Source organism: Bacillus hominis (assembly GCF_030348325.1).
Lineage (GTDB): Bacteria > Bacillota > Bacilli > Bacillales > Bacillaceae_G > Bacillus_A > Bacillus_A hominis.
In genome coordinates, this window is record NZ_JAUCFS010000005.1 from 1860503 (window position 1) to 1872706 (window position 12204).

Below are 12204 nucleotides of genomic sequence, written 5' to 3' on the forward strand. Positions count from 1 at the left end.
GAGAGATGACTGCCTCAAAATAGCATTCGTGCTATTAGAGGCAGTTTTTTTTCAGCAAATATTTTAATAATTAGTGGAGGATGGGTGGAAAAAGGGGTACGGAAACGATTCTAGGGATGAGGGGCCAATCTAGGAAAATATTCAAATTAATACTGTGAATATAAACAAGAAACCTATTTCTGGATAGGTTTTTATTTTACAATGAAGATGGTTGAATATTGAAACATATATAGATTCTAGAGGGATTAGTTATGCCTAGTATTCAAGATACGATATATCCAAAAATTAAACAAAATTTAAGTACGGAAGATTTAAGTAGTGTATATATGCCAACAAGAAGTGAAATAGAATGGACAAGTTTGAAAACAAAAGGAACATTACAACAGCTCCCGCCGAACCTAAATAAGATGTTCAACAATCTGTATCGGGATTTACAAATTATATAAAAAGGTGATTTTATATAATATTATTTATATGAAATATTAAAAATGTAGATAGGGGAAGTGAATATGGACAAGAAGCTAACGTATTGGCTAGGATCTATTATAGGGATAATAGTACTTGCAGCTGGTATGACTTATGGAATGTTACAGTTTGCTGAAGTACCAATAGATAGTGAGAAGCATGCTTTTGCAGAGTCTGATTATAAAGAAGCACCACCATCGAATGAAGCAGAAATTGAAGGTTCAAATGCACAACTTCACATCACTAAAAGTTCTACTGAAGAAGAAGTTATTTCAGCAATGCATAGCATGACTCATCAAAAAGTAAAAGTGAATGACGGACGGGGAGCAACTCCGATGTCTAAAAAGAATGCAGAAAAAGTAAGAAGCATTCTAAACCAAAATGATTTCAAGAACAAAGAAGAACTATTAGCAATCACTGAAAGATGGGTAAATAGGGATTTTAGTAAAATCGTAGAAGAACATAATTATTTTTGGGAACTTCAAGACGGCAAGATAGGTGAAGCTACAGAAATGGATTCGATAGAAGAGCAAACATTCTCCTTAAATAATTTCGGTGATGAAGTAACAGCCGCTTTACATAAATCAGGAGATCTTTAGTACGTTGGAGAATAATAAACTATGCTTAAAGAAAATAAAAGAGCTTATTCTCATTTGGAATTAGGCAGACTAACTACTGATAAGAGGGTTTTAGGTCAATTAGTTGGCGGGACCCCATTGCCAGCAACTTAAGAAATTGGCATTTCCCCATATTGAAAAAAATGAACTGAATTATTATAAATAACTCTGGAAAGATAAAATTTTCATTTTGGGGATACTTCAAAATATTAGCCTGATGGACATAGGTATCACCACATGTCCATGGATTAAAGAAAGAGCCTATTATTAAACTGTACCCTACTCTTTGGGTCGGAAGAGGTGCTATAGATGAATGTAAAGACATATAGGGCTCAAGTGTTTTCTTGGTCTAAGGAGGCAAAGGTAGAAATAGTAGAACTCATTTCCGCCGGCATAGGTATGGCCGGACCTGTTCTGTTCGCCACAGTTCTAGGCTATCCCGCTCTTGGTTTTGCTGCATCGGTCGGCAGTTTGGCAGTCAGTAGCGTGAAAGTCGGTTCGAGTTTTATAAATCACGGGAAAAAGTTGGTATCAGCGTTGATATCAGTAGTGCTCGCTGCGATTGCTGCTGTTCTTTCTTTCGGACATGGCTATCTGACATTTGGAGTCTTGATCCTGCTGGTAAGCCTTGCTGCGCTAATTGGCGGATATAGTCGTGCCTTGGCGGTGGCAACAACACGCTTTGTTGTATTCCTGATCATCATCCTCAACATGCTCGACCAGACGGAGTACCGGATGGAACTAATTTTTTCAATCTTAGCAGGGGCGATTTGGACCGTCAGTATCAGCTTGGTGCTAGGCATCTGGGTACACCGTTGTTATAAATCATCGCTGGATGGAGATGTGAAAGGCCCAACATCGAAAAAAATCATTCTATGGCGGAATTCTCTTGCACACTTATCCGGTTGGCAATTCCCAATCAGGCTCGCATTATGTCTAGGTATAGCTGAGGGATTGCGAATACTTTGGCCCGAGCACCACTTCTATTGGATTGCAATTACCGTAGCGATCCTTACTCAGCGGAAAATAGAACTCTTTCCAATCAAAACAACACAACGAGTGCTTGGTACAGTAATCGGAGTGATTGTTGCGAGCTTGCTTCTCGCAACTAGTCTACCAATTTGGGGGTTAGTTATAAGTATCGGGCTATTCGCAGGTGTTCGACCTCTTCTAAAAGTTCGAAATTATCTTGTATACTCTGCAACCATGATCCCACTCATTATTTTGATCATGGAAGCCGGCAAGCCGTTCCAGTTTATCATTCTGTTCGACCGTGTATTTGCAACCCTTATCGGTGCAGTCATCGTGATTGCAGTGAACTTGATATTCAGTAGAGCGATGGCGAAACCAGTGTAAAGGTGGTTATCTAGCGAAAGATGCTTTAATATTTCGGGTATCTTTTCCAGTCTTTTATATTATCGGGTTTAGGTAGACTATTAGGGGGAAATGAAGATGCACTCTTACACTTGCAATCATTAGAATTACAGCTTTCAATAGATAAATCTTCACCCGGGATATCTGAAAAACTCAGAGTGGCCCCTCATCCCTAGAATCGTTTCTATACCCCAAAAACATTAAATAAAGTTTCATTTTATTTAATGTTTGTCGAAAAATAGAGGAATTTGTTAAGTGGGTGTATAATCAATACCATACAGACTACGTATAAAGGAGATTATTATGGGAGTGTATTGGGGAACGAAAAGGCATTCTTGGCTTAGTTATGTCTCGTTTTGGTTAAGCATTTTATTCTTTGTTGTTTTTTTAATTGAAGTGTTTGTATTTAAAACACTTTCAAATAGCTCATTACAAATCGTTAAATATTTTTATTTTATATTTGCACCATTAAACATCATTCTTAGTTTAAGGCTATTATCTAAGAAGAATGAAAAGAAAGTATTACCGATTTTTAGTTTAATTGTATCGCTATTATTTGCAGGGCTAATTATAGTTTTAGCATTAGCAGCGACGGGAAAAGTCTTTTGAGAGGAGAGTGATATAAGTCACTCTTCTTTTTTATGTAGAATCCGAAATGTTTATCCTGCTATTGGTGGGAGTCGTGCTGTCCATAAAAGCCCGATTAGTGTGGGCTAATAATCAGTGGGGGATGGACAAAACACCCAATGATTAAAATTTCACTTTATAGGTAGTGTTAAAGAAATGAGGTAAGAGATAATTTGTCAGTAAAGAGCTATACTAGTGAGTGGAGAATGAATTAAAAATACTATATGTTTTGTATATGTTTATAAAGCAAATGAATGCGGTAAGATTTGTGATATATGGTACAATAAGCATGGATAGTGATAGAGATAAAGGGTATATAAATACTCATCGTTTTTAGTAAGAGAGGGGTTATCTTATGCTATACGAGGATTTGATGACATTATTCCAAGCTGCTCCGATAGAATTGGATAGAGGCGGCTGGAAATATATAATCCAGGAACAAAATGATAATTATGAAATTGTTGATGAAATGTTAAAAAAGCAAATGAATGTTGAATTGTATTTTAATGAGTATGATGAGGTGAAAATCACTTTATATAAAGATGGAAGCCCCATTACTACTATGCAAAGAATTGCTATTTCAAAAGTTGAGTTAGATGAAGAGGAAGAAGGCATTCAATTCGTATTAGAACGCATGCCAAGTCGAATGATTCGTTTGCAATTAAAGCCATATCTTGCAGTAGAAATGGGGCCGTACTGGGAAGTATGTGAAGACTGTGAATGAAGATGAAAAAACATCCGTATACATGGATGTTTTTTCATGTTTTTTGAAGTTGTTTAAAGGCAATAATCGGTAGCAAAATGATGCTCACCCAACCGATAATAGGGTATAGAATATGAAGTAATTCACTATATCCGATGAAACTAAAGCAATAACTAATTAGTAATATGAAGTAAATAATGTTATTACTTTTCCATCCGGTAATGGATTGCATTTGTTTTGTCATTCCGAATATATTCCCAACTAATGTTGTGAATACTTCACCAAAAATGATAAGAACAAAGAAAAAATGGAAAGTTGCATTAAATCTTCTTACAACTTCAGCCATTGGGATGTTATATTGATAAAATTGTTCAACTGATAATATTGCTAAATGGCTACATAATAAAATAAAGCAAAGCCCCGCGCCTCCTAAAATACCACCCCATAAAATAGCTTTTCGATCTTTTACCTCACTGGCCAATGGGACGAGAACACTTTGGGCGAGAGAAAGATTTAATGCGACATATGTAATAGGACTAGTAATCCATTTCATATTCCAACTTTCTGTAGGAACGGTGTCAATAATAGGAGTTGTACCATGAATAAAGGTTGTAATAGCAAGTCCGATAATAAAAATCATCATAATAGGTACGACAAGTGTATTCACTTCAAAAACACCTTGTAATCCCCGGCTCCCAATAATGAGGCAGGCGATGACTGTGATGAAAATACCAAGTTGTCTCGGGAGACGGAGTTGTTCTTCAAATACTGCTCCGGCTCCTGATAACATAACGCTAGTTACGCCAAATAATACGAGTAATAATAAAGTATTTACGACATTTCCAAATACATCCCCAAATAAATATTTGTTAAATTCTTGCGCTGAGAAAGCCCCGATTTGTGATGACAGTAACATCATCTTTGTACCGAGCCAAATAAAAAAAAATCCACTTATACATATGCCAATGGTCCCGTACAATCCGTTAACTGTAAAAAACTCAACAATTTCTCGCCCAGTAGCAAATCCAGCTCCAACGACCGTTCCGATATAAGTAGCAGCGACTTTCTTTGCTACTTGCCATTGTTGATTGTCCATGTTATCCCTCTTTCTTCTATGATGAGCTTGACTTACTATTATGCATATGTGTGAGCTTGGACAATTAGACATATGAAGTAGTTGAAAGAATACATGAATTATATGATATTAGGGAAATATTAAGGTTGTTAAAACTTTGTTACATATAAGCTGTTCATTCGAAAGCGTAGGAAATGTATGGTAAAATGTAGTTAGGTTATTAAAAGATAATAATTATAAAATGATAAGAGGAGTGGATTGTATGAGTACGAAAACAAATGTTGTTGAAGTATTAAACAAGCAGGTAGCAAACTGGAATGTATTATATGTGAAACTGCATAATTATCATTGGTATGTGACAGGACCGCACTTCTTTACATTACATGAGAAATTTGAAGAGTTTTATAATGAAGCAGGAACGTACATTGATGAGTTAGCAGAGCGTATTTTAGCATTAGAAGGAAAACCGTTAGCGACAATGAAAGAGTATTTAGCAACTTCAACTGTAATCGAAGGGACAAGCAAAGAGTCTGCAGAAGAAATGGTACAAACTTTAGTAAACGATTTTTCTGCACTTATTCAAGAATTAAAAGAAGGTATGGAAGTAGCTGATGAAGCTGGTGATGAAACGTCAGCTGATATGTTATTAGCAATTCATACGACATTAGAACAACATGTATGGATGTTAAGTGCATTCTTAAAATAAACATAAATTGATTAAAGAAAAACTCTATCGAAAAATTCTTTCAATAGAGTTTTTTATAATTTTTCAGTTTTCTTTTATGCTATAATATAGTAAAAAGGAGGCGATATGATGTTTCGCTTTTTCAGAACTGGAAAAGAAGATAGGGAAATTACGAAAGATGAATTAGAGCAAGCGATGGCTAAGTTTCTAGAAACGAATGCTAATATCGTTTATACAGTCTTAGTAAATGATGATTACACAGTAAATTATGATTTGTTAAAGCCCTATTTACCTGCATTTCCAACGAATTTTTTTCTGATAACGAAGGAAACGCTTGAAGTATTTGAACATACAGAAGAAAATTTAAACCTAGTTAAAGAAATTGATATCGTACAAAAGGCCGTAGATCAATATGTAACAGAAAAAGAAATGTTCCCCATTGTTGAAGATAGCGAAGAGCGCCTCATATGCGGAGTGAAACTAGGACCATATTTAAATCGTATATTAAAAAGAAACTTATATATTTCAGAAAAGCATTATTTAGTTTCAAGTAAACCAGATAAGAAAAAAAAGCATAGTGGGTAGATGTTATGAGAACAACAATAATATATTGTTGTCTTTTTTTGTTGTCAGAATATTGATTATTCAGTTTATTTAACTGTATACTACAACTAGTGGATAGGAAGGAGTGGTGTATTATGCGTATACATACATTAATTATTAAAGATCATTCTGAGAATCAAGTATTGTTAAGGTGAATTGTCGAATTTACCTACTTATACCGTGACCCTAGAATGATAGGAAGATTGGAGAAACAATTATTATAAAAGGTTACGGAGGAATTTCTATATGAAAAATAGTATGACTTATATTAAGTTATTAAATGAAACGTTACATTGTTATGCAAATAAAGGAAGTTTTGAAGCATATTCTTATATTATGAAAAACGCTAAAGGTGTAATAGGTAATGAAGCACAAATATATAATTTTAAATATGCGCTAGCAAGTGCAGCAGGGCTTGAAAAAGAAGCGTTGCATTTAATGAAGGAAGCAATTATAGTGAATGGATTTTGGTATGGAAGTGAGTATTTAATTTCAGACGACGATTTAAAATCACTTCATAAATATGAAGAGTTTCATATGATGGTTCAATTATGTAAAGAAAGAGAAGAAGTAGCAACGGCATCGGAACAAGTTGATGTGAAATTTATAGGCAGCAAGAAAAAGGAAAATCTACTAATCATAATGCATGGAGATCAAGAAAATATACAAATAGTAGAACCCTATTGGAAATCTGCTTTGGAACAAGATTATATGCTAGCATTGCCTCAATCATCTCAAATTCAATTTTCAGATGGATATGTTTGGGATGATATAGAAAGAGGAAGAGAAGAGTTAAAAGGACTTTATGATAAAGTTATAGTAAGTAATACTTTTAAAAATAGTATTATTGGTGGATTTTCTGCTGGGGCAAGGGTAGCGTTACATTCCATGTTACAAGGCGAACTAGAAGTGAACGGTTTTATTTTTATGGCACCGTGGCTCCCAAAAATTGAAGAATGGGAAGAGCTGTTAGGAATGTTACATGATAAGGGCACAAAAGGATATATAATATGTGGCGATCAAGATGAAGACTGTTTGGAAGGAACAGAGCGATTTGTACAATTATTAAGGGATAAAAATATAGAACATAAGTATAAGATTGTGCCTAACTTAAATCATGATTATCCTAATAATTTTGATGAGCTATTAAAAGAAGCTATTGAATATATAGAAAGAAAAAACAATAAGTAGTAAGAAAGGGAGATACATCATAAGTGATGCATCTCCCTTTTGCAATTATAAAGTGAAACTTTAATCAGTGGGGGCAATCACCCACTGATTATTAGCCCACACCAATCGGGCTTTTACGGACAGTTAATCTCCCACTGCACCAAAGTTTGAGGTGGGAGTCTTACTGACCGTTAATGCGGGATAAATTAAAAGCATTTGCCAATAAGCGATAAGAGTTTAATTTATCTTCAAATCGATGAGTAATCGTGACAATCATAAACTCATCTGTATTGTATGTGTTGCTTAAGTTTACTATTTTTTCTTTCACAGAAGACGGATCACCGACGATCATACGTTGACGGTTTTCTTTTATACGGAATAAATCATATGCACTGTATGAATAATTTTGAGCAGTTTCGATAGAAGGTGTACCAGTAGTCCGTTTTCCTTGCTCTAGTAATAAGATTGACAAATCTAAACTAGAAGCAATTCTTTCCGCTTCCTCATTTGTTTCTCCGCATATAACGAAAATAGCAACGATCGATTTTGGTTTATCTCCTAAAAAGGAAGGTTGAAATTGTTCCTGATAAGCCCTCATAACTTCTGGGCCCCCGAAGCCATTAATAAATTGCGCGAATGCGAAAGAAGCGCCATTGTTCGCCGCAATTTTAGCGCTCTCCCCGCTAGAACCGAGCATCCACATTTCGGGTGATGTTGTGATAACTGGAGTAGCCTTTAAGTTTGCATAATGATGGTTTTCTGGTACTTGATCATGTAAGTACATTGCGACATCTGCAATTTGCTCTGGGTATTGATCAAGTGAGACCATTTTTCCTTCTTGAAGTGCGCGAGTTGCTATTGGCATACCACCAGGTGCTCTACCAACACCGAGGTCGATGCGGTTTGGATAAAGTGCTTCTAAAACGCGGAAATTTTCGGCAACTTTATATGGGCTATAATGTGGCAACATAACACCACCCGAACCAACTCTAATACGATCCGTTTTTGCTGCAATATGAGAAATAAGTATTTCTGGGCTTGAACCAGCTAGGCTCACGGAATTATGATGCTCGGATACCCAAAAACGTGTAAATCCTAGTTTTTCAACTTCTTGTGCAAGCGTAACTGTATGTGAAATAGCTTGGGCTGCTGTGCTACCATCTGAAATAGGTGATTGGTCTAATACACTTAATTTGATCATAGAATATACCTCTCAATCTTAATGTACATCCTATTATATATTTGCTTACGAAAAATGCGTAATAAAATGCTCAAAATGAAAAGCGGATAATCTTATATCCACTTTTAACGAGAAAATCCCCGTTCATAATGATTCATTTCGACTAAGTTTAAAATATATTCGTAGTTATCAATTTCTAAATGTATTTGCTTGCGTTCTTCTTCAGTTAGTTTAATGCTAGTGAGTTTTTTACATAGCTGCTGTTTCTTTAATTCTAAATGTTTTTTTGTAGCATGATAATCGTAAGTGCGTTTCATGTGTATCCACCCTTTCCCTACAGTTACTATCTTTATGTTTATAATATGAAGCATGTGGAAGTGGGAGAGCCGTACCTTATGTATTTTTAGTGAATTTTCAAATTGTGACGGTGTTATGTTTAAGTGAATTTATGAATAAAATGCACTAAACCACTAATGCACATTTTATGAAGTAAGGGGTGAAATTGTGCAGAAAGATATTATGTATAACACTGAGATGGATGCAACGTTACAAGTTATAAATAAGGGATTAGAGAAGACGACACGTCCGAAACAAATTATTGTAGTAGGGGCAGGCATGGCTGGATTAGTTTCGGCATCTTTATTAAAGGCTGCAGGACATGAAGTGAAGATTTTTGAAGCAAACAATCGTGTAGGTGGCCGCATAGAGACAGTTAGAATGGAGGATACCGGATTATATTTAGATGTTGGAGCGATGAGAATTCCATATGCACATACGTTAACGATGGCATATATAAAAAAGTTTGGGCTACAGGTGAGCCCTTTTATTAATAGGAATGAGACAGATATCATTTACGTAAATGGTCGGAAAACGACATTAAAACAATACGAAAAAGATCCAAGTATTTTAAGATATCCTGTGGAAATGAACGAAGTTGGGAAAACGTCTGAGGAACTATTATTGTTAGCGGTACAGCCCATTATAAATTTTATAAAAAAGAACCCAGAGAAAAATTGGGATGTTGTAGTAAAGGATTTTGGAAAATACTCTACAGGACAATTTTTAAAGTACCATCCTTATCAATATAATACGTATTTTTCACCGATAACGATTGAGATGATTGGTGTTCTATTAGATTTAGAAGGTTTTTTAGAAAGGTCATTCGTTGAGACGTTACGTTTTTTATACATTATGCAAGAGGAGAGCGGATTTTGTGAAATTATAGGTGGAAACGATAGATTACCAAAGTCTTTTTTACCGCAATTAGAAGAAAATATTATTTATAATCAAAAATTAATGAAGCTACATCAACACGATAACGGTGTGACGGCTTTCTATCGAAATGAGGAAAATTTTGAATATAGTAGTATTACAGGGGATTTAGTTATTGTTACAATTCCGTTTTCGACAATGCGTTTTGTGGAAGTAGATCCATTTGACTCTATATCTCATGAAAAGTGGAAAGCAATTCGTGAATTGCATTATATGCCTGCGACGAAAATAGGCATTCAATTTAAAAGTCGATTTTGGGAAGAACAAGGACAATTAGGTGGCAGAATTATAACAGATTTGCCAATTCGTTACGCCTATTATCCAAGCCATGGAATTGGAGAGAAAGGACCTGCTATGATGTTAGGAAGCTATACATGGTCTTATGATGCGTTACTATGGGATGGGTTATCGAAGGGTGATCGTATTTATTACACATTACACAACTTAGCAACGATATTAGGTGGTCAAGTATATGATGAGTTCATGTCTGGAATATCAAAAAGTTGGACATTAGATCCATATGCGCTTGGAGGATTTGCCCTTTTTCAAGCCGGTCAAGAATCTGAGCTACAACCAGCGATTGTAAAGCCAGAGGGGAAAATATTCTTCGCTGGAGATCATACAACGTTATATCACGGATGGATTCAAGGTGCGATTGAGTCTGGAGTTCGTGTAGCGATGGAAGTGAATGAATAAAATGTTTAAAATTCAGAAATTTCTTTACTGTATAACTTGAGATAGATATTATTATATATAAAAGAATTATAGGGAGTGTTTACAGTGAATCCGTTATTATTCGATTTTCCTTCTGAATTTTATACTGAAAGGCTTTTAATTCGAATGCCAAAACCAGGTGACGGTAAAGTTGTATATGAAGCAATTCAAGCTTCGATGAAAGAATTAAAGCCTTGGATGGTCTTTGCACAAAAAGAGCAAACAAAGGAAGAAGTAGAAGAGAGTATTAGAAAATCGTATATTCAATTTTTGCAGCGTGAGGATTTGAGATTACTAGTTTTTTCGAAAGAAACAGGTGAATTTATTGCTTCTAGCGGATTACATCGTATTAATTGGGATATACCTCAATTTGAAATCGGGTACTGGATTGATTCAAGGTTTAGTGGAAAGGGCTATATGGTAGAGGCTGCGAAAGGTATAACAGATTACGCTTTTTCTGAACTAAAAGCAAACCGCGTAGAAATTCGTTGTGATTCTCTAAATAAGAAGAGTAGAGCGATACCAGAGAAATTAGGTTTTAAATTAGAGGGGATTTTAGAAAGTGCGAGTGTTGCGGTAGATGGAAATGGATTAAGAGATATGTGTGTATTTGCAATGACGAGAAATACATATGAAAAAGAAGAGCTGTAAGAAAATAGCTCTTCTTTTTTTATATTATGGTACAGGATGACCGTTAGAGCTCTCGAAAATTGTAAACCATTGTTGGCGATCTAAATTAACTTTTGTTGCCATTACAGCCGTTTTTACACGATCTAATTTACCAGAGCCAACGATTGGCATCATATTAGCTGGATGTGCAAGTAACCATGCGTACATAACAGTATCGATACTGTTAACACCTAGCTCAGTAGCAACTTTTTGCACAGTTTCACGTACACGTACGGCGCGTTCTGATTGACCAGTAAAGATTTCTCCGCCAGCAAGAGGTGACCAAATCATTGGATTGATTCGTTTTTCTTGGCATAAATCAATCGTACCTTTTTCAAAATGCTCAAGCTGCATCGCCGATACTTCAATTTGATTTGTAATGAGCGGGAAATCTAAATATGAACTTAACATATTAAATTGAGAAGGTAAAAAGTTAGAAACACCGAAGTGACGGACTTTTCCTTCTTGCTTTAAGCGTGAGAACGCTTCTGCTACTTCATTTGGATCCATAAATGGATCAGGGCGATGGATGAGCAATACATCAATATAGTCTGTATGTAAGTTTTGTAATGAATCCTCCGCGCTTTTTATAATATGTTCAGCACTCGTATTGTAGTGCGCAACATATCGCTCTGGAAATTTCGGTGATGGGGGAGCGATTCCACATTTTGTGATAATTTGCATATTTTCGCGTAAGGAAGGCTTGAGTTGTAATGCTTCTCCAAACAGTCCTTCACACGTATAACCGCCATAAATATCAGCGTGATCGAAAGTAGTAATCCCCATATCCATACATTCTTCAATGAAAGAAAGTAATTCTTGTTTCGGCATATTCCATTCTGCTAAACGCCAAAATCCTTGAATAATACGAGAAAATTCTAGAGTTTCGGCCATTTGAACACGTTCCATTATAAGTACCCCCTTGATGAATGAATAATGTTTTTGAAAAGGCTTTCTTGCTAAATATCATTATATAGTTAGAGGGGCGTACATACAATAAATATGTTTTGCTACAAAAACGATTTTCTCTATATGCTATAATGTAAAAAC

At 35.5% G+C, this 12204-nt stretch carries 14 protein-coding genes; 10 read left to right on the forward strand and 4 right to left on the reverse strand.

What is annotated here, in order from left to right; genetic code table 11:
- Positions 1-251 precede the first annotated feature (251 nt).
- From QUF93_RS11945 to QUF93_RS11965, 5 genes are all read left to right on the forward strand, one after another.
- Entirely contained in the window at positions 252-446 is a 195-nt protein-coding gene (locus QUF93_RS11945; protein ID WP_289358900.1) for a hypothetical protein, read from the forward strand.
- Between the two features lie 63 nt (positions 447-509).
- Positions 510-1064: a PRK06770 family protein gene (locus QUF93_RS11950; protein WP_289358901.1), complete on the forward strand. Its 555-nt coding sequence runs from the start codon at positions 510-512 to the stop codon at positions 1062-1064.
- A 327-nt stretch (positions 1065-1391) separates the two neighbouring features.
- Positions 1392-2438 (forward strand): FUSC family protein, encoded by a 1047-nt coding sequence (locus QUF93_RS11955; protein WP_289358902.1) that lies wholly within the window; start codon positions 1392-1394, stop codon positions 2436-2438.
- 321 nt (positions 2439-2759) lie between these two features.
- Positions 2760-3065, forward strand: a complete 306-nt coding sequence (locus tag QUF93_RS11960; RefSeq protein WP_289358903.1) for a hypothetical protein — start codon at positions 2760-2762, stop codon at positions 3063-3065.
- 373 nt (positions 3066-3438) lie between these two features.
- Complete coding sequence (locus tag QUF93_RS11965) at positions 3439-3807, forward strand: DUF3979 family protein (protein WP_002118522.1); 369 nt, start codon at positions 3439-3441, stop codon at positions 3805-3807.
- A 34-nt stretch (positions 3808-3841) separates the two neighbouring features.
- On the opposite strand, the gene QUF93_RS11970 is transcribed toward QUF93_RS11965, so the two are convergent.
- On the reverse strand, positions 3842-4882 hold the full coding sequence (locus tag QUF93_RS11970) for a YkvI family membrane protein (RefSeq protein WP_002031445.1): 1041 nt from the start codon (positions 4880-4882) through the stop codon (positions 3842-3844).
- A 241-nt stretch (positions 4883-5123) separates the two neighbouring features.
- On the opposite strand from QUF93_RS11970, the gene QUF93_RS11975 reads away from it, so the two are divergent.
- The 3 genes from QUF93_RS11975 (at position 5124) to QUF93_RS11985 (ending at position 7340) form a co-directional block, all read left to right on the forward strand.
- Complete coding sequence (locus tag QUF93_RS11975) at positions 5124-5567, forward strand: Dps family protein (protein WP_002118526.1); 444 nt, start codon at positions 5124-5126, stop codon at positions 5565-5567.
- A 108-nt stretch (positions 5568-5675) separates the two neighbouring features.
- Positions 5676-6131, forward strand: coding sequence for a DUF3939 domain-containing protein (locus QUF93_RS11980; protein ID WP_128281335.1), 456 nt, complete (start codon positions 5676-5678; stop codon positions 6129-6131).
- A gap of 264 nt (positions 6132-6395) precedes the next feature.
- On the forward strand, positions 6396-7340 hold the full coding sequence (locus QUF93_RS11985) for an alpha/beta hydrolase (RefSeq protein ID WP_289358904.1): 945 nt from the start codon (positions 6396-6398) through the stop codon (positions 7338-7340).
- A 160-nt stretch (positions 7341-7500) separates the two neighbouring features.
- Here the strand turns inward: QUF93_RS11985 and QUF93_RS11990 are convergent, their stop codons facing one another.
- Positions 7501-8520 (reverse strand): LLM class flavin-dependent oxidoreductase, encoded by a 1020-nt coding sequence (locus QUF93_RS11990; protein ID WP_289358905.1) that lies wholly within the window; start codon positions 8518-8520, stop codon positions 7501-7503.
- 104 nt (positions 8521-8624) lie between these two features.
- Positions 8625-8816, reverse strand: a complete 192-nt coding sequence (locus QUF93_RS11995) for a DUF3896 family protein (RefSeq protein ID WP_002118539.1) — start codon at positions 8814-8816, stop codon at positions 8625-8627.
- Between the two features lie 187 nt (positions 8817-9003).
- Here QUF93_RS11995 and QUF93_RS12000 point away from each other — a divergent pair, with 187 nt between their 5' ends.
- A complete protein-coding gene (locus QUF93_RS12000; protein WP_289358906.1) occupies positions 9004-10467 on the forward strand; it encodes a flavin monoamine oxidase family protein in 1464 nt (487 codons plus the stop codon).
- 84 nt (positions 10468-10551) lie between these two features.
- Positions 10552-11136, forward strand: coding sequence for a GNAT family N-acetyltransferase (locus QUF93_RS12005; protein ID WP_289358907.1), 585 nt, complete (start codon positions 10552-10554; stop codon positions 11134-11136).
- A 24-nt stretch (positions 11137-11160) separates the two neighbouring features.
- Here the strand turns inward: QUF93_RS12005 and QUF93_RS12010 are convergent, their stop codons facing one another.
- Positions 11161-12063, reverse strand: coding sequence for an aldo/keto reductase (locus tag QUF93_RS12010; RefSeq protein WP_289358908.1), 903 nt, complete (start codon positions 12061-12063; stop codon positions 11161-11163).
- Positions 12064-12204 lie beyond the last annotated feature (141 nt).